The organism is Nocardia sp. NPDC058176 (genome assembly GCF_042883805.1).
GTDB lineage: Bacteria > Actinomycetota > Actinomycetes > Mycobacteriales > Mycobacteriaceae > Nocardia.
This window is the reverse complement of sequence record NZ_JBHVVA010000002.1, coordinates 65,007-80,847: the sequence shown is the minus strand read 5'-3', so window position 1 is coordinate 80,847 and position 15,841 is coordinate 65,007. Positions and strand designations below refer to the sequence as shown.

Annotated in this window: 18 protein-coding genes; 6 read left to right on the top strand and 12 right to left on the bottom strand. The window is 68.5% G+C overall.

From position 1 onward, the window contains the following. Positions 1-68: 68 nt before the first annotated feature. The 3 genes from erm to ACFVVM_RS12920 all read right to left on the bottom strand — a co-directional run bounded on the left by erm (position 69) and on the right by ACFVVM_RS12920 (position 2,950). Positions 69-845, bottom strand: coding sequence for a 23S ribosomal RNA methyltransferase Erm (gene erm, locus ACFVVM_RS12930; RefSeq protein WP_387619177.1), 777 nt, complete (start codon positions 843-845; stop codon positions 69-71). Positions 846-1,097: 252 nt separating this feature from the next. After that, the gene (locus ACFVVM_RS12925; RefSeq protein WP_387617007.1) at positions 1,098-2,270 is read right to left on the bottom strand and encodes an FAD-dependent oxidoreductase; all 1,173 of its coding nucleotides are present in this window, start codon (positions 2,268-2,270) and stop codon (positions 1,098-1,100) included. Then, positions 2,267-2,950: a TetR/AcrR family transcriptional regulator gene (locus ACFVVM_RS12920; RefSeq protein ID WP_387617005.1), complete on the bottom strand. Its 684-nt coding sequence runs from the start codon at positions 2,948-2,950 to the stop codon at positions 2,267-2,269. Before ACFVVM_RS12920 ends, ACFVVM_RS12925 begins: the two co-directional genes overlap by 4 nt. Positions 2,951-3,143: 193 nt before the next feature. Between ACFVVM_RS12920 and ACFVVM_RS12915 the strand changes: the two genes are divergently transcribed. Further along, a complete protein-coding gene (locus ACFVVM_RS12915; protein WP_387617003.1) occupies positions 3,144-3,956 on the top strand; it encodes a hypothetical protein in 813 nt (270 codons plus the stop codon). 55 nt (positions 3,957-4,011) lie between these two features. On the opposite strand, the gene ACFVVM_RS12910 is transcribed toward ACFVVM_RS12915, so the two are convergent. Beyond that, positions 4,012-4,371 (bottom strand): DUF6401 family natural product biosynthesis protein, encoded by a 360-nt coding sequence (locus tag ACFVVM_RS12910; protein WP_387617001.1) that lies wholly within the window; start codon positions 4,369-4,371, stop codon positions 4,012-4,014. Between the two features lie 156 nt (positions 4,372-4,527). Between ACFVVM_RS12910 and ACFVVM_RS12905 the strand changes: the two genes are divergently transcribed. Beyond that, positions 4,528-5,817, top strand: a complete 1,290-nt coding sequence (locus ACFVVM_RS12905; RefSeq protein WP_387616999.1) for an NtaA/DmoA family FMN-dependent monooxygenase — start codon at positions 4,528-4,530, stop codon at positions 5,815-5,817. Positions 5,818-6,014: 197 nt separating this feature from the next. Then, positions 6,015-6,335, top strand: coding sequence for a hypothetical protein (locus ACFVVM_RS12900; protein ID WP_387616997.1), 321 nt, complete (start codon positions 6,015-6,017; stop codon positions 6,333-6,335). 1 nt (position 6,336) lies between these two features. Here ACFVVM_RS12900 and ACFVVM_RS12895 read toward each other — a convergent pair whose 3' ends face one another. Next, on the bottom strand, positions 6,337-7,518 hold the full coding sequence (locus tag ACFVVM_RS12895; protein ID WP_387616995.1) for an acyl-CoA dehydrogenase family protein: 1,182 nt from the start codon (positions 7,516-7,518) through the stop codon (positions 6,337-6,339). A gap of 100 nt (positions 7,519-7,618) precedes the next feature. On the opposite strand from ACFVVM_RS12895, the gene ACFVVM_RS12890 reads away from it, so the two are divergent. After that, entirely contained in the window at positions 7,619-8,761 is a 1,143-nt protein-coding gene (locus ACFVVM_RS12890; protein ID WP_387616993.1) for a cystathionine gamma-synthase, read from the top strand. A 97-nt stretch (positions 8,762-8,858) separates the two neighbouring features. On the opposite strand, the gene greA is transcribed toward ACFVVM_RS12890, so the two are convergent. After that, positions 8,859-9,350, bottom strand: a complete 492-nt coding sequence (gene greA, locus ACFVVM_RS12885; RefSeq protein WP_071929989.1) for a transcription elongation factor GreA — start codon at positions 9,348-9,350, stop codon at positions 8,859-8,861. 240 nt (positions 9,351-9,590) lie between these two features. Further along, positions 9,591-10,049, bottom strand: coding sequence for a DUF4307 domain-containing protein (locus ACFVVM_RS12880; RefSeq protein ID WP_387616991.1), 459 nt, complete (start codon positions 10,047-10,049; stop codon positions 9,591-9,593). Positions 10,050-10,169: 120 nt separating this feature from the next. Here ACFVVM_RS12880 and mca point away from each other — a divergent pair, with 120 nt between their 5' ends. Both mca and ACFVVM_RS12870 read left to right on the top strand, forming a co-directional pair. Beyond that, positions 10,170-11,030, top strand: a complete 861-nt coding sequence (mca, locus tag ACFVVM_RS12875) for a mycothiol conjugate amidase Mca (protein ID WP_387619174.1) — start codon at positions 10,170-10,172, stop codon at positions 11,028-11,030. Next, positions 11,030-11,281: a hypothetical protein gene (locus ACFVVM_RS12870; RefSeq protein ID WP_387616989.1), complete on the top strand. Its 252-nt coding sequence runs from the start codon at positions 11,030-11,032 to the stop codon at positions 11,279-11,281. The genes mca and ACFVVM_RS12870 overlap by 1 nt, the downstream gene beginning before the upstream one ends. Here the strand turns inward: ACFVVM_RS12870 and ACFVVM_RS12865 are convergent. From ACFVVM_RS12865 to eat, 5 genes are all read right to left on the bottom strand, one after another. Beyond that, positions 11,278-11,490, bottom strand: coding sequence for a hypothetical protein (locus tag ACFVVM_RS12865; protein WP_387616987.1), 213 nt, complete (start codon positions 11,488-11,490; stop codon positions 11,278-11,280). The two genes, ACFVVM_RS12870 and ACFVVM_RS12865, sit on opposite strands and share 4 nt — an antisense overlap. Positions 11,491-11,533: 43 nt before the next feature. Continuing rightward, positions 11,534-11,932, bottom strand: a complete 399-nt coding sequence (locus ACFVVM_RS12860) for an NUDIX domain-containing protein (protein WP_387616985.1) — start codon at positions 11,930-11,932, stop codon at positions 11,534-11,536. Positions 11,933-12,001: 69 nt separating this feature from the next. Continuing rightward, positions 12,002-12,823: an ethanolamine ammonia-lyase subunit EutC gene (eutC, locus tag ACFVVM_RS12855; RefSeq protein ID WP_387616983.1), complete on the bottom strand. Its 822-nt coding sequence runs from the start codon at positions 12,821-12,823 to the stop codon at positions 12,002-12,004. Next, complete coding sequence (locus ACFVVM_RS12850; protein WP_387616981.1) at positions 12,820-14,232, bottom strand: ethanolamine ammonia-lyase subunit EutB; 1,413 nt, start codon at positions 14,230-14,232, stop codon at positions 12,820-12,822. The genes eutC and ACFVVM_RS12850 overlap by 4 nt, the downstream gene beginning before the upstream one ends. A 64-nt stretch (positions 14,233-14,296) precedes the next feature. Continuing rightward, positions 14,297-15,739, bottom strand: coding sequence for an ethanolamine permease (gene eat / locus ACFVVM_RS12845; protein ID WP_387616979.1), 1,443 nt, complete (start codon positions 15,737-15,739; stop codon positions 14,297-14,299). Positions 15,740-15,841 lie beyond the last annotated feature (102 nt).

Sequence of the window (15,841 nt, the reverse complement as noted above, 5' to 3'; positions counted from 1 at the left end):
GTTAATTTCGGAAAGGTTTTCCAGGCGGGTCTCCGAATATTCTCCCGATGCGGAAAGCTCGGGCGGAATCAGTGGGTGAGCAGCGCGTGCAGTGTCACCCACTGATCCGGGTGGACGTGGGCGACGATGGTGTCGTCGGCGATGCCCGTGGCGGTCAGGGCCCTGTCCACGCCCTGGTAGCGGGTGTGGAGGGAGGCGCGGACGGTGCCGCCGATTCCGGAGAAGGCGGTGCGGACCAGGTCGACGTAGGAATCATGGTGTGGCACCAGTGGTTTCGGGCGGCGGGCGATGTGGAGGATCGCGGAGTCGACCGAAGGGATCGGGCGGAAGCTGGTCCGGGGGACCGATCCGCGCAGTTCCCAGGTGAACCAGGGCCAGGTCGTCGCGGTGCGCAGGCTCCAGCGGCCGTAGTCGCCGGTGCGTTTGCGGGCGTATTCGCGCTGGGTGAGCAGGGTCGCCGAGGTCAGGGCGGGGGCGGTGAGGCACCAGTCGACGATCGCGGCGGTGGCGGAATAGGGAATGTTGCCCACCACGGCGAAGGGGGTTCTCGGTGCCGTGGCCTTGGTGAAATCGCCTCGGATCACCCGGATTCGGTGGTCGGCGTGGGTGCGCGCCGTGAGCCGGGCGGCCAGGAGCGGGTCGATTTCGTACGCGGTGACCTGGGTGCCCTGCCCGGCCAGCGCGCGGGTGAGCACGCCCTCGCCCGCGCCGGGTTCCAGGACGAATCCGGTGGGTTCGGCGACGGCGAGCATCGCGTCGACGACGGCCGTATCCACCAGGAAATTCTGGGACAGCGTCCTTCTCGCCTGGTCGCGTGGGGTACGTCCACCGGTCTTGCCGGTGATCTTGCGTTGGGTGTGTGAATGGTTTCGGTGGGTGTGATCCTGCGCCACAGCAGTAGCCCTCTCGGGTCCTCGAGTCGAATGAGTCTCGAAGGGCCCTGGGCGCGCCGGTGGACGCCGAAGAAAGTATTCGCGTCCGCTAGCGGGCCAGAGCCCGGGCGTGGCGGAGACGAGTGAACGCGGAACATGTCATGGCGGACACCGTAGGAACCGGGTGGTCCCGGCCGCAACCGAATTTCGGCCGGGACCTGGTGGTCAGCGGGTGGAGCGTTGGCCGGTCGCCTGGACCGCGGCGACCGCGGACGCCGCGGCGGTGATGGCGCTGTTGATGGAGATCTCGCCGCGCATGCCGGGCGCGGCGACCATGTCACCGGCGAGGTAGACGCCGTTGCCGCGGTCGATGGCGGGGCGGTCGCGCCAGGTGGTGCCGGGCAGGTCGAGGGCGCCGGTGCGGTTCTTGGCGGTGGCGGTGCGGCGGAAGGTGGTGCGCGAGCGCCAGTCCGGGAGGACGGCGTCGGCGAAGAGTTCCAGGCGCTCGTGGGCGTCGGCGCGGGATTCGTTGTCGCGCACCGGCATCTGGAGTTGATAGAGGGATTCGCCCGCGGGGGCGATGGTGTCGTCCTGCATGGTGTAGCACTCGTGGAAGCCGCCCTCGTCCAGGTCGGAGACGATGTGCCGGTCGCGGCGGTCCTCGGTGACCGCGAGATCGAGCAGCGCGGCCAAACCGCTGGTGCCGTACAGGGATTCATCGCCGAGTAGCCGGCGTGCGGAGTCGAGTTCGGTGGCGACGATCACGGGCCCACCGGTGGGCAGTTCGGTGATCCGCGCCCCGGTTTCGATCGAGACGCCGAGTTCTGTCGCGCGGGCGACCATCCGGTCGATCGTCTGCTGCCAGCCGCCGCGCACCCACCGCACTCCGGGCACCTTCGGTCCGAACACGCGCTGGAACAGGCCCCAGACGAAGGCGGCCGACAGCCGGCCGGTGTTCGCGTCGTAGGTCGCCACGCTGATCGCGTTGGCCAACTGCGTGGCGGTGCGCTCACCCCAGCGTGCCGCCGCCCAGGTGTGGAAGTCGACGTCGACGGGCGCGCTCAACGCTTTGCGTGACTGCGCGCGCAGCATGCCCACCGGCGGCAGCTTCCTGATCCGGCCGTCGGTGCGGAAGCCGACCCTGGCGGCGCTGGAGAGCGGGGGCCAGCCGAGCCCGGCGACGAATCCGCGCTCCTTCAACCAGGTGTAGTGCGGGCCGTCGGCGTAGAAGACGTGCGCGCCGTCGTGCGCGACGTGCGGCGGTGGGGTGGCACGGCCGCGCCCGCCCAGGGTCTTGTGCGCTTCGAACAGCCGGACCGGCACGCCGGTTTCGGCGGTGGCGATCGCCGCGGTGAGACCGGCCAGACCGCCGCCGACGACGGTGATGGGTGTTGTCATCGAGAAACCTCCGGGGAAACGACCCCCGCCGTGCGGCGTGGGGCGGGATCGGTGTCCACCCAGTCGATCCGGGCGGCGACCAGTTCCGCGGTGGCCCGCAGATACCGGTCGGTGTCGACATCGGCCGGGTGACCGCCGTCGAAGATGTCGTGCATCATCCAGAAGTGGGCCAGCGCGCCGACCAGTACCGCGGCGGTGGCGTCCCAATCCTGCTCGCGCGCCTGGTCACCGGCGAGCTCGACCAGCGCGCGGGTGACCGTCGACATCACCACCGCGTACTCCTGCTGCCGGAACACTTCCAGCAGCGGCGCGGGGATCGAGTTGTCGCGCAACAGGATCCGGGTGACATCGCGATCGTGGTCCAGGCGCGCCAGGCCGACCCGGCCCAGGGTGAGGAGCTTGTCGACCGTGCGGCCAGCGGGGGAGAGCTCCGCCAGCATGTCGGCGATGGAGAAATCGGGCGCGAGGAACTGCTCCCATTCACCGCGATCCTCCAGCCGGGCCGCGACCGCCTGGACGAGCAGTTCGTCCTTGGACTTGAAATGCCGGTACAGCGCGCCCGAGCCGCCGGAGAGACCGGCGGCCTGTTCGATCTGCGCGACGGAGGTCTTGGCGAAGCCCTGCTCGCCGAACAGGCGCAACGCCTCGGTCATGATCCGGTCTCGCGATGTGGTCGCCATGTCACCTCTCAGGTAAGTAACCGCTTACTTACTGTGACTCGAGCTCGGGGCGGACGCAAGACCCGGCCGCTGACCGGTCGCCAGGCAACGTTCTCGCTACACACTGATTCGATACCGATATCTCGGGTAGATACTCGGAGCAGGCGCTTCGGCAAATCGGCCGCGGCGGCCGGGAAGAGCGAAAGGAAGTGCTGTGGATACCTCCGTCGTTGCGATCGATTTCCAGCAGGGCTTGACTGACGCGTGGAGTTCGGTCGCGCAATTCGTTCCCAAGGCGGCTGCCTTCGTCGCCATTCTGATCGTCGGCTGGATCATCGCGAAAATTGTCGCGAAGATCGTCAACGCGGTGCTCGAGCGCGTCGGCTTCGATCGACTGGTCGAACGTGGGCAGATCCGGAAAATGATGTCCCGCAGCAAATATGACGCCTCCGATCTGCTCGCCAAGATCGCCTATTACGCCATTCTGCTGATCGCCTTGCAGATCGGTTTCGGGGTGTTCGGGCCGAACCCGGTCAGTGATCTGCTCACCGGCATCGTGGCCTGGCTGCCCAAGGCGGCGGTGGCGATCGTGATCGTGGTGATCGCGGGTGCCATCGCCCACGCGGTCAGCGAGATGATCAGCAATGTGCTGGGCGGGCTGTCCTACGGGACCATGCTCGGCCGGATCGCCGCGGTGTTCATCTGGGGTATCGGCATCATCGCCGCGCTGAACCAGATCGGCGTCGCGACCGCGGTGACAACGCCGATCCTGATCGCGGTCCTCGCCACCATCGGCGGCATCCTGGTGGTCGGTGTCGGCGGCGGCCTGGTGCGGCCGATGGAGCAGCGCTGGAACAACTGGCTGGGCAACCTGGAGGCGGAGATGCCCGCCATGAAGGGGCACGCCGAGGCCTACCAGCGCGGGCGTGAGGACGCCGCGCGGGCGGGCGAAGGGGTCACCACGACCGCCTACTCCGAACAGGAACGGTGGGTCACCCCGGGATCGGGTGGTGAAACGGCTCGCTGACCAACCGGCGCCGGCGTCGCGTCACCGTCGCGGTGGCGGGGCGCCGCCGTCGTGTTCAGGCCGCGGCGGTGGGTTCGACGGCGGCGTACTGGCAGATCGCGGCCAGGCGCAGTTGCAGCCAGTCGGCCTCGGGCCAGGACCGCGGCGGGCCCGCCACGATTCCGTCGGCCTCGGCGAAATGGTCGAGCAGTCCGCGCACATATCCGTCGAGCAGCACGCTCAGTGGAATACGCGCGGAGTCCTCGACGCCGAATTCGAGAATGTCGCGCACCGCGGCGGCGTGCTGATCCAGCTGTGCCGACAGGGCGGGCAGCGTGGCGGCCGCGGCCAGCGCCGGTTCGCCGAATTCGATGTTCAGTTGCTGAAGGTGTCGACGTGCCGATGATTCGAGCAACGCGGGGCCGGGCGCAAACATCACAAGATGGTAGCAATTTTATAGCGAACCGGGAAAATTCGTGCGATCGATCACAGCGGCCGAGTTCTGGTGAATTCCACGCGATCCAGCATTCCCATCGAATTCCGCTGAGTGCAACCATGGCCGCCCCGCGCCAGTCCTGCTGCACTGGTGCCCATGGGCACCGATCGTCGGAAACTGAAGACCGTCACGGGCGTGAGCGGATCGCGCGATGTGTACGCCGCGGCACTGGATCCGACCCGCTCCACCCTCGACGAGGCGGTGCGTATCGCCAAGATCGCCGAGGAGCACAAGATCGGCGCGCTCTTCGCCGCCGACCTGCTGTCCTTCGGCGCCCAGGGCGCGATCGGCGCCCAGGAACCGATCGTCCAGCTGGCCGCGCTGAGCTCGGTGACCACCGACATCGGCTTGATCGCCACCGTCACCACCACCTTCCACCACCCCTACAACCTGGCCAGGCTGTTCGGCACCCTCGATCACATTTCCAACGGGCGCGCCGCCTGGAACGCGGTGACCTCCTCGCTCGGCGAGGAGAACTACGGCGACGGCGACCTGCCGAGCCCGGAACAGCGCTACGCCCGGGCCACCGAGGCGCTCGAGGTGGTCAACGAGCTGTTCGACAGCTGGCAGCCGGGTGCGCTGCGGGCCGACGGGCAGGGCGGCACGGTCCTCGACGAGACCCTCGTGCGGCCGATCGAGCACGCGGGTGAGTACTTCTCGGTGCGCGGCCCGCTGAACATCCCGCCGCTGCCGCAGGGCAGGCCGGTGCAGTTCCAGGCCGGGCAGTCCGCGGGCGGCATCGAGCTCGGCGCCCGCTTCGCCGAGGTGGTGTTCACCTCGCTGCCCACGCTCGAGGACGCGGTCACCTACGCGAAGAAGATCCGCACCCGGGCGGCCGAACTCGGCAGGCCCGACGGTCTGCCGCTGATCTTCAGCTCCTTCCACGCCACCTACGGCGCGACCGAGGCCGAGGCGCTGCGGCTGGTCCGCGAGGCGGCCGAGGCCACCGATTTCGACGCGGGCCGCGCCCAGCTGGCCGACATGCTCGGTGGCAACGTCGACCTGTCCGACCTGCCCCTGGACAAGTCACTCCCGGAATCACTGCTGCCGCAGGTGGATTCGGTGCACCGCAGACGCGGCCGGGTCGAGATCTTCACCAAACTGGCCGCCACCGGCGCCACCCTGCGCGAACTCATCGTCGCCGCCAAGGACACCGGCCACTGGGCCGCCGCGGGCACCCCCGAACAACTCGCCGACGCCATCGAGGAGCGCTACCGCGCGAACGTCCTCGACGTCATCACCCTCGGCGGCCTCCTCGACCCCCGCACCAGCGACTTCGTCCTCAACGGCCTGCTCCCCGAACTCCGCCGCCGCAACCTCATCGACTCCGACTACCTCGGCGCCACCTACCGCGAGAACCTCGAACTCCCGCCGCTGGTCAGGTGATCACCAGGCGCTGATGGCGCTTCGTACTCGGCCGATCCTGCGCCTGGCAGCCTGGTGATCAATCGTCCAGTGCCGCAGGGTGAGCGAAGGGGGTTCGTTGGAGTTGCGCGAACCGGGCGTCCGATGGATTCTGAGCGGGTATAACTCAACTCGAGAGAACTTTCGGCAAACCAGCTCGGCGAGCGAAAGGATCCGCTGTGCACGTCACCGACCCGGCCGTCCAGCTGCTCGGCATGAACCCGATCTTCGCAGCTGTCGTGGGGTACGCGGCGCAGACGGGAGTCGTGTCCGCGCTGCGGCGTTCGGCCTACGCACCCCTGTTGGGCCGTCTCACCGCCGCCCTCGTCTGGGGTTGCGGGGGAGTGGCCAGTCTGTCGGTCGTCGGCATCCCGACGGCGATCACCGTGCCGCTCGCGCTGACGGTGCTCGCCGTGGTCGTCGCCGTGCTGGCGCTGGCCTTCGCGAGCGGACTGATCCGGCCGGCACCGGTCACCGCCCCGCTACCGGCCGGAACCTGACCTACCGGAACGCGTTGGCGTCGGTGAGCGCCTTGCCGAGCACCAGCTGGTGCACCTCGGCCGTGCCCTCGTAGGTGAGCACCGATTCCAGATTGTTGGCGTGCCGCAGCACCGGATAGTCCAGCGTGATCCCGTTGGCGCCCAGGATGGTTCGGCACTCGCGCGCGATCGCGATCGCCTCGCGGGTGCTGTTGAGCTTGCCCGCGCTGATCTGCTCGCCGGTGATCTCGTGCCGATCCTTCAAGCGGCCCAGATGCAGCGCCAGCAGCTGGCCCTTGCCCAGCTCCAGCGCCATGTCGGCGAGCTTGGCCTGGGTGAGCTGGTAACCCGCCAGCGGCTTGTCGAACACCTCGCGGGTGCGGGCGTAGTCGATGGCCGCGCTCAGGCAGTCCCGTGCCGCGCCGAGGGCACCGAAGATGATGCCGAAGCGGGCCTCGCTCAGGCAGGCCAGCGGCGAGCTCAGGCCGCGGGATTCGGGCAGTAGCGCGTCGGCGGGCAGGCGCACGTCGTCGAAATCGAGTGCGGCGGTGAGCGATGCGCGCAGCGAGAGTTTGCGGTGGATCTCGCGGGTGGTGAAGCCAGGCGTGCCCGCCGGGACCAGGAAGCCGCGCACCCGCGGCTTCTCGTCGCCGAATTCCTCGGCGTAGGCCCACACCACCGCGACATCGGCCACCGAGCCGTTGGTGATCCACATCTTGGACCCGTTGAGGATCCAGTCGTCGCCGTCGCGGCGCGCCCGGGTGCGCATGCCGCCGGGGTTGGAGCCGAAGTCGGGTTCGGTGAGGCCGAAGCAGCCGATCAGCTCACCGGCCGCCATCGCGGGCAGATACTGCTGCTTCTGCTCCTCGGAGCCGAAGAAATGAATGGCCGTCATGGCGAGGGAGCCCTGCACCGACACCATGCTGCGCACGCCGGAATCGACCGCTTCGAGCTCCTGGCAGGCGAGCCCGTAGGCGGTCGCCGACGCGCCCGCGCAGCCGTAACCCTCGAGGTGCATCCCCAGCAAGCCGAGCTTTCCCAGCTCCGGCGCGATCTCACGCGCCGGGAACGTGCCGTCCTCGAACCAGTCGGCGATGTGCGGCCGCAGCCTGCGCTCCCCGAATCGGGCCACCGTGTCGCGGATTTCGCGCTCCTCGGACGACAGCAGCGGATCGATCGCGAACAACTCTTCGACTGTCACCATGGCGCCAGCCTAACCGCAGCCCCGCGCCCGAATCCGACAGTTCGTGCATACCAAATACCCCTGCGCAACGGGCCGAAACCGGCCAACTAGTCTGAGGCTCATGAGTGAGCTGGGATTCTCGACCAAGGCCGTGCATGCCGGATATGAACCCGATCCTCAGACCGGTGCCGTCAATGTACCCATTTACGCGAGCTCCACCTTCGCCCAGGACGGCGTCGGTGGGATGCGCGGTGGCTACGAGTACGCGCGCACCGGCAATCCGACCCGCACGGCGCTGGAAGCCAACCTCGCGGCCATCGAGTCGGGCAGCTACGGGCGCGCGTTCGCCTCGGGCATGGCGGCCACCGACTGTGCGCTGCGCGCGTGCCTGCGCCCCGGCGACCACATCGTCATCCCCGACGACGCCTACGGCGGCACCTTCCGGCTCATCGACAAGGTCTTCAGCCAGTGGGGCATCGAGCACTCGCCCGCCCACATCGCCGACCTCGACGCGGTGCGCGCGGCCATCCGTCCCAACACCAAGCTGGTGTGGATCGAGACCCCGACCAACCCGCTGCTGAGCATCGGTGACATCCCCGCGCTGGCCGACATCGCGCACGCCGCGGGCGCCAAGCTCGTCGTCGACAACACCTTCGCCACCCCGTACCTGCAGCAGCCGCTGCTGCTGGGCGCCGACATCGTCCTGCACTCGACCACCAAGTACCTGGGCGGCCACTCCGATGTCGTCGGTGGCGCGCTGATCACCAACGACAAGGAACTCGACACCGCGTTCGCGTTCCTGCAGAACGGCGCGGGCGCGGTCCCCGGCCCGTTCGACGCCTACCTCACGCTGCGCGGCATCAAGACCCTGGCCGTGCGGATGGAGAAGCACTGCGACAACGCCGAGGTGATCGCGGAGTTCCTGAACAACCACCCCGCCATCTCGCACGTCATCTACCCCGGCCTGCCCACCCATCCGGGCTACGAGGTCGCGCAGAAGCAGATGCGCCGCAGCGGCGGGATGATCTCGGTGCGGCTGGCCGGTGGCCGCGAGGCGGCGCTGAAGTTCTGCTCGCGCACCGAGATCTTCACCCTGGCCGAATCGCTGGGCGGCATCGAATCGCTGATCGAGCACCCCGGCGCGATGACCCACGCGAGCACCGAGGGCTCGGAGCTGGAAGTGCCCGCCGACCTGGTCCGCCTCTCGGTGGGCATCGAGGACATCAGCGATCTGCTCGCCGATGTCGAGCAGGCACTGAGCTGAGTCCGGGACCCCACAGATGACGAAGCGGCCGCATCCGGAATCCGGATGCGGCCGCTTGCGTTCGGGTTCGTTCCGCGCGGGCTCGGCGAGACCGTGCTCAGCTGTGGTACGGCTCCGCGCTGACCAGGGTCACCTTCATGGTGTTGCCGTTGGGCAGCGTGTACTCGCGGGTCTCGCCCACCTTGGCGTCGATCAGCGCGCCACCGAGCGGGGAGTTCGGCGAGTAGGTCTCCAGGTCGGCAGCGCCGAGGCCCTCTTCGCGGGTCGCGATCAGGAAGGTCTCGGTATCGCCTTCGTCGCCGTCGTAGTAGACCGTGACGACCGAACCGGGAAGCGCGACACCGGATTTGGTGGGGGCGACGCCGACCTTGGCGTTGTTCAGCAGTTCCTGCAGCTGGCGGATACGCGCCTCCTGCTGACCCTGCTCCTCACGCGCGGCGTGGTAGCCGCCGTTCTCCTTGAGGTCGCCCTCTTCGCGACGCTCGTTGATCTCGGCGGCAATGACCGGACGATTGGCAATGAGCGAGTCCAGCTCGCCCTTGAGCCTGTCGTGCGACTCCTGGGTAAGCCAGGTCACATTCTCGGTCATCTCGATCACTCCCTAGTAGTTGTTCCCGGCGCACCGGGATTCCCTGAAACCAGCGCGGTACCCTCCGAAGGGAGGGCATGCACCAGCCCGACGGCTGGAGCGATCCTGGGGGTGAACCCGTAACCCGGAAACAGCACCGCTGGCCGCCAATGCAGCAAACACGGCTCCGAGCCCCGGAACCGTGTATCAGGCCATTTTAGCATGTCTCACAAAGATGCAGGTCAGGCTAGGCGGGGCCGCTCATGGGAGGCGTAGATAGCCCGGTACTTCCTCGGTGCAGCCATAGATGTCGCCCGCCGAGGGGCGCGCCGAGGACTTGATCGTGGTGCTCACCTGGACGCTGCCGTGCTCGGAACCGGGGATCAGGACTTCGCGCCTGCCGACCTCGGCGCCATCGCGGTCCATCGCCCGCACGAAGCAGACCACATCGCGCTCGGGTTCGGCGCGGGTCACCTTGATCCGCACGTCGATCGTGGCGTCGTCGACGACCACATAGCCGAGCTGTTCGGTCTCGATCGCCTTCGGGCCGTATTTCTGCCAGCCCATGAACGCCACCCCGAAACCGGCGATGACAACGCCCACACCGAGTAGAACCGCGATCCACACGCGGCGCGCCGGAGGTTTTGTGCCGTAGCGTTCGGCGTGTCGGGCTGCGGCGGCGGCCGAGGTCGCCGCGGAGTCCGGTGCGGGCTCGGTCATGGGTTCTCGCTCCCGGGGGTGGTCGGAACAAACAGTGGGTCGGATGGAACTATAGGGAACGAAGTTCTGACACCCGCGAGCGAGAGCGATGGTGAACGAGACGTGAGTGGCCTTCGCCTCATGGCGGTGCATGCCCACCCCGACGACGAATCGAGCAAGGGCGCCGCGACCACGGCCAGGTACGCGGCCGAGGGCGTCGACGTCCTTGTCGTGACGTTGACCGGTGGTGAACGCGGCAGCATCCTGAATCCGGCCATGGACACCCCCGGTGTCCTCGACCGGATCGAGGAGGTCCGGCGCGAGGAGATGGCCGCGGCCGCCCACGCGCTGGGGGTGCGCCAGCACTGGCTGGGTTATGTCGACTCGGGCCTGCCCGAGGGCGACCCGCTGCCGCCGCTGCCCGAGGGCTGCTTCGCGCTGGTCCCGCTCGAGGAGTCCACCGAGGCGCTGGTGCGCGTGGTGCGGGAATTCCGGCCGCACGTGATCACCACCTACGACGAGAACGGCGGCTACCCGCACCCGGACCACATCCGGTGCCACGAGGTGTCGATGGCCGCCTACGAGACCGCGGGCGATCCGGCGAAGTTCCCCGACGCGGGCGAACCGTGGACGCCGCTCAAGCTGTACTACGACCACGGCTTCAGCATGAAGCGCCTGGAGACCTTCGCCGAGGAGTACGAGCGCATCGGCGAACCGTTCCCGCTGCAGGAGTGGCTGGACCGGATGCGGCAGTTCAAGCGCGGTGACGCGATGAACCGGATCACCACGCAGATCGAGTGCTCCAAATATTTCCCCCAGCGTGACGACGCCCTGCGCGCGCACGCGACCCAGATCGATCCGAACGGGGCGTTCTTCGCGATCCCGTTGGAATTGCAGCAGCGGCTTTGGCCGACCGAGGAGTTCGAATTGGCCAAGACGAGAGTGTCGACCGCGATCCCGGAGACCGACCTGTTCGCGGGTATCGAGGACGCCGACCGGTGATGGTGGATTTCCTCGCTCAGAGCACGCCCACCGGACCCGAGTTCGGTAAGGCCTCCCCGCTCGGGCTGCTGATCGTGCTGGTCCTGCTGGCGGGCACGGTCCTGCTGGTGCGTTCGATGAACAAGCATCTCAAGGGACTGCCCGAGACCTTCGAGCCCGAGCATCCCGAACCGGATCAGCAGGCCGACGACGGCACCGAGCCCGGCGCGATCGCGATCGACACCGACGAGCGCAAGCCCAAGACCGGTTAGCTGGCGCGGGGCTGGGCCATGTCGGTCACCAGCTCACCCACCAGATCGCGCGCCGCGGCCGCGTGTTCGGCGAGCTGGCGCGGTGCGTCGGCGGCGCTGAGTTCGATCATCTTGTTCATCAGTCCGAAGAGGACGACGAGCCGGCGCAGCGCTGCCCTGCGCTCCGCGGCGGTCAACTCGGTGGTGCCCGTACTTTCTGACCCTGTCACAGCTATGTGATCGTCACATCAGCCCCAGGTGTTTCGGACGGCGTCACCAGTCGATCAGGTCGAGTTCGTGCAGGCGGCGGAAGACCATCATCGAGCCGGGGGCGACGTGGTCCATGGCGGCGTACTCGGTGACGGTGAAGTACCGGAATTCGGCGATTTCGCCGGTGGCGTGGGGTTCGCCGGTGAGATCGGCCAGGAAACAGGTCATGTGCAGACCGGTGTTGGTGGCGTGGCCGTACGCCTCGGCCTCGAAGATGCCGAGTTCGGCGACACCGGCCAGGCCGACGCCGAGTTCTTCCTCGATCTCGCGATGTAGCGCCTGTAAGGGGGTCTCGCCGGGATCGATCTTGCCGCCCGCCATGTAGAAGACGTCCTTGCCCTCCGGGCGCGTCTGGATCAGCCTGCGGTCGCGGACATGGGCGAGGGCGGCGGTGCGGATCATGGAGAACACTCTATGGAGCGATCGGCTCCGGCTCATATCGAGCCGGAGCCGAGTCGCGCCGGGCCCCGGTCACGGCGTGATGGTGTGCGTCTCCGTCGCGGTGAGCGCGTCCGTGCGGGAGGTGTCCTTGAGGTCGACGCCGGAACGGCCCAGTCGGCGCGCGCCCGCCACCAGACCGGCGACCACGCGGGCGGCGTCGGCGTAGGTGAGGCCGTCGGGCGGGTGGATGTTGGAGATGCAGTTGCGTTCGGCGTCGGCGCGGCCGGGGCGGGGGAGGTGGGTGAGGTAGATGCCGAGGGAGTCGGCGACCGAGAGACCGGGGCGTTCGCCGATCAGCACCAGGACCGTGCGCACGCCCATCGCCTCGGCGATGTGGTCGCCGAGGGCCACGCGGGCCTGGGTGGCGATGACGGGTGCGGCCAGTGTGTAGCGGCCCGCGAACTCGGCGGCCAGGGCGGCGAGCAGGCCGGGGCCGTGCTGGCTCAATGCCAGCGGTGACAGGCCGTCGGCGAGGACGAAACCGAGATCGGCGCCGCTGGGGGTGATGGCCGACAGGTCGGCGGGCAGGCGGCCGAGGTCGGGGCGGCGAAGGTACTCGGCGCGCCCGCCCGCCCGGCTGGCGACGGTGACCGGGGTGCCGAGCCCGAGTGCGCTCACCTGCTCCGTGAGCGCGGGCGCGTCGAGCGGGAGGTGCACGGCATCGCGGGCGGCGGCATGGGCTGCGCGCAGGGCGAGGACATCGGTGGTCGGCAGGGCGTCGCCGGTGCGCCCGAGCCCGATCCTGGACTGGGTACTGCGGCGTAGATCGCGCCAGAAGTCTTGGTCGGGAGCGTGATTCGTCGCCACGGTGTCGTCCGGCGAGCGCGGTGTGGTGTTCGGCGATGCGCTCATCGGGTGCCCGCCAGTGCTCGTAGTGGTGAGGACAGTGGTTCGACTTGTCGTACACGGCCATTGGCGTCGAGCATGCCCAATCCCGACAGCCAGGCTTCGAATTCCGGTGCGGGGCGCAGGTTCAGGACCTTGCGGGCGTAGAGGGCGTCGTGGAAGCTCAGGCTCTGGTAGCCGAGCATGACGTCGTCGGCGCCGGGGACGGCGATGACGAAGGCGCAGCCGGCCGCGCCGAGCAGGGTGAGCAGGGTGTCCATGTCGTCCTGGTCGGCCTCGGCGTGGTTGGTGTAGCAGACGTCGACGCCCATCGGCAGGCCGAGGAGTTTGCCGCAGAAGTGGTCCTCGAGACCGGCGCGGATGATCTGTTTGCCGTCGTAGAGGTATTCGGGGCCGATGAAGCCGACGACCGTGTTCACCAGCAGCGGTTGCAGATCCCGGGCGACGGCGTAGGCGCGGGTCTCCAGGGTCTGCTGGTCGACCGGCCGATCGCCGATGCCCAGGTGCGCGTTCGCGCTCAAGGCCGAACCCTGCCCGGTTTCCAGGTACATCACGTTGTCGCCGACCGTCCCGCGCCCGAGCGAGCGGCCCGCCTCGTTGCCCTCGCGCAGCAGCGAGATGTTGACGCCGAAACCGGTATTGGCGCCCTCGGTGCCGGCCACCGACTGGAACACCAGGTCCACCGGCGCGCCCGCTTCGATCAGCCCGATGGTGGTGGTGACGTGGGAGAGCACGCACGACTGGGTCGGGATGTCGAAGCGCAGGCGTACCTCGTCGAGGAGGTGGAGCAGGTCGGCGGTGGCCTGCGGGGAGTCGGTGGCGGGGTTGATGCCGATCACCGCGTCACCGCAGCCCAGCAGCAGTCCGTCGAGGGTGGCGGCGGCGATGCCGCGCGGGTCGTCGGTGGGGTGATTGGGTTGCAGGCGGGTGCTCAGGCGGCCGGGCAGGCCGATGGTCGTGCGGAATCCCGCGGTCACCTCGGTGGCTTTCGCGACCGCGATCAGGTCCTGATTGCGCATGATCTTGGAGACCGCGGCCACCATCTCCGGGGTGAGTCCCGGCGAGACCGCGGCCAGTGTCACCGCCGCGTCCTCGGTCGCGGCGACGGCGAGCAGCCAGTCCCGCAGGCCGCCGACGGTCAGGTGCGCGATCGGCGCGAAGGCGATCCGATCATGACTGTCGATGATCAGCCGGGTGACCTCGTCGGTCTCGTAGGGCACGAGCACCTCGGACAGGAATGTCGTCAGCGGCACCTCGGCCAGCGCCCACTGAGCGGCCGCCCGCTCGGCGTCGGTCTCGGCCGCGCAACCGGCGAGCTGATCGCCGCTGCGCAGCGGGGTGGCCTTGGCGAGCAGGTCGATCAGGCCGTCGAAGGTGTAGGTGGTGGCACCGACGGCGCTGCGGTACACGGTCATCGTGTGCCGCCTCCTTTCGCGGGTTCGTGCCCGGCGGCGAGCGGATCGCCGCCGGGCGCCTCGGCTACTCGAGCTCGTGTTCGGCCTTGGCCAACACCGCGAACTCCTCGTCGGGGGACTTGGCGACCAGGTGCTTTCGACTGTAGAGGCCGAAGTAGGCCATGAAGGCGCAGAAGACGCCGAGGGTGAACAGCGCCGCCTTCGGGTCGACCAGGAAGGTGGCCGCCACCGACACCGCCGCGATGACCAGCGCGAAGGACGTCGTCGCGATGCCGCCGGGAGTGCGGTACGGACGCGGCATGTTCGGTTCGCGCACCCGCAGCACGATGTGGCTCACCATCATCAGCACGTAGCTCAGCGCCGCGCCGAACACGGCCATGTTCAGCAGCATCGCGCCCTCGCCGGTGAGCGAGAGGCCGAAGCCGATCACGCCGGGCACGATCAGCGCCAGGATGGGCGCCTTGCGCGAGTTGGTCACCGACAGGCTGGTCGGCAGGTAGCCCGCTCGGGAGAGCGCGAAGGTCTGACGGGAGTAGGCGTAGACGATGGAGAAGAAGCTGGCGACCAGACCGGCCAGGCCGATGTAGTTGACCACCTTCGCCGCGGGACTGTCGCCCAGTGCCTGCACCAGCGGGTTGCCCGAGGACGACGCGTCCGCGGCGCCGAGCGCGCCGGTCACCAGGAACAGCACCACCGCGCCGGTGACCACCAGCAGCAGCATGGCGACGATGATGCCCTTGGGCACGTTCTTGGACGGGTTGCTGGCCTCCTCGGCGGCCAGCGGCACACCTTCGACGGCGAGGAAGAACCAGATCGCGAACGGGATCGCCGCCCAGATGCCCATGTAACCGAAGGGCAGGAAAGCCGAGGCGCCGGTCGCGTCGGGGTCGGGGGTGATGTTGGTGAGATTGGACGAGTCGAACTTGCCGATCGCCGCGATCGCGAAGACCACCAGGCCGACCAGCGCGATGCCGGTGATCACGAACATCGCCTTGAGCGCCTCACCCGCGCCACCGAGGTGGATGCCGATGAACAGCGCGTACACCGCCAGATACACCCACCAGCCGTCGGTGATCCCGAACAGGTTCAGCGATTCCACATAGGCGCCGATGAAGGTGGCGATGGCGGCGGGCGCGATCGCGTATTCGATGAGAATCGCTGTGCCGGTGGCGAATCCGCCCCACGGGCCCATGGCGCGCCGGGCGAAGGTGTAGCCGCCGCCCGCCGCCGGTAGCGAGGAGGACAGCTCGGCCATGCCGAGCACCATGGCCAGATACATCGCGGCGATCACGATCGCGGCGATCATCAGGCCACCGAAACCGCCCTCGGCCAGGCCGAAGTTCCAGCCGGAGTAGTCGCCGGAGATCACATAGCTCACGCCGAGCCCGGCCAGCAGCACCCAGCCGGCCGAGCCGGAGCGCAGGGTGCGTTTGGCGAGATATTCGTCGGTGGCTGCGTCCGCGCCGGTGGCGGGAATCGCGTCAGTACTCAAGGGGTAGCTCCTCATCAACAAGCAATGCGCACTCGGCGGCAACAGTGAAGCTCGAGGGTTGAAGAATGGTTGACGACTGTTACGGCCGTGGATCACCGAGGTCAGCGACGCGTATCA

What these genes read in the sequence shown, in the direction of transcription:
- ACFVVM_RS12925 (WP_387617007.1), bottom strand. Translation starts at nt 2,270, where the DNA reads ATGACAACACCCATCACCGTCGTCGGCGGCGGTCTGGCCGGTCTCACC.
- ACFVVM_RS12920 (WP_387617005.1), bottom strand. Translation starts at nt 2,950, where the DNA reads ATGGCGACCACATCGCGAGACCGGATCATGACCGAGGCGTTGCGCCTG.
- ACFVVM_RS12910 (WP_387617001.1), bottom strand. Translation starts at nt 4,371, where the DNA reads ATGTTTGCGCCCGGCCCCGCGTTGCTCGAATCATCGGCACGTCGACAC.
- ACFVVM_RS12905 (WP_387616999.1), top strand. Translation starts at nt 4,528, where the DNA reads ATGGGCACCGATCGTCGGAAACTGAAGACCGTCACGGGCGTGAGCGGA.
- ACFVVM_RS12895 (WP_387616995.1), bottom strand. Translation starts at nt 7,518, where the DNA reads ATGGTGACAGTCGAAGAGTTGTTCGCGATCGATCCGCTGCTGTCGTCC.
- ACFVVM_RS12890 (WP_387616993.1), top strand. Translation starts at nt 7,619, where the DNA reads ATGAGTGAGCTGGGATTCTCGACCAAGGCCGTGCATGCCGGATATGAA.
- greA (WP_071929989.1), bottom strand. Translation starts at nt 9,350, where the DNA reads ATGACCGAGAATGTGACCTGGCTTACCCAGGAGTCGCACGACAGGCTC.
- ACFVVM_RS12880 (WP_387616991.1), bottom strand. Translation starts at nt 10,049, where the DNA reads ATGACCGAGCCCGCACCGGACTCCGCGGCGACCTCGGCCGCCGCCGCA.
- mca (WP_387619174.1), top strand. Translation starts at nt 10,170, where the DNA reads ATGGCGGTGCATGCCCACCCCGACGACGAATCGAGCAAGGGCGCCGCG.
- ACFVVM_RS12870 (WP_387616989.1), top strand. Translation starts at nt 11,030, where the DNA reads ATGGTGGATTTCCTCGCTCAGAGCACGCCCACCGGACCCGAGTTCGGT.
- ACFVVM_RS12860 (WP_387616985.1), bottom strand. Translation starts at nt 11,932, where the DNA reads ATGATCCGCACCGCCGCCCTCGCCCATGTCCGCGACCGCAGGCTGATC.
- eutC (WP_387616983.1), bottom strand. Translation starts at nt 12,823, where the DNA reads ATGAGCGCATCGCCGAACACCACACCGCGCTCGCCGGACGACACCGTG.
- ACFVVM_RS12850 (WP_387616981.1), bottom strand. Translation starts at nt 14,232, where the DNA reads ATGACCGTGTACCGCAGCGCCGTCGGTGCCACCACCTACACCTTCGAC.
- eat (WP_387616979.1), bottom strand. Translation starts at nt 15,739, where the DNA reads ATGAGGAGCTACCCCTTGAGTACTGACGCGATTCCCGCCACCGGCGCG.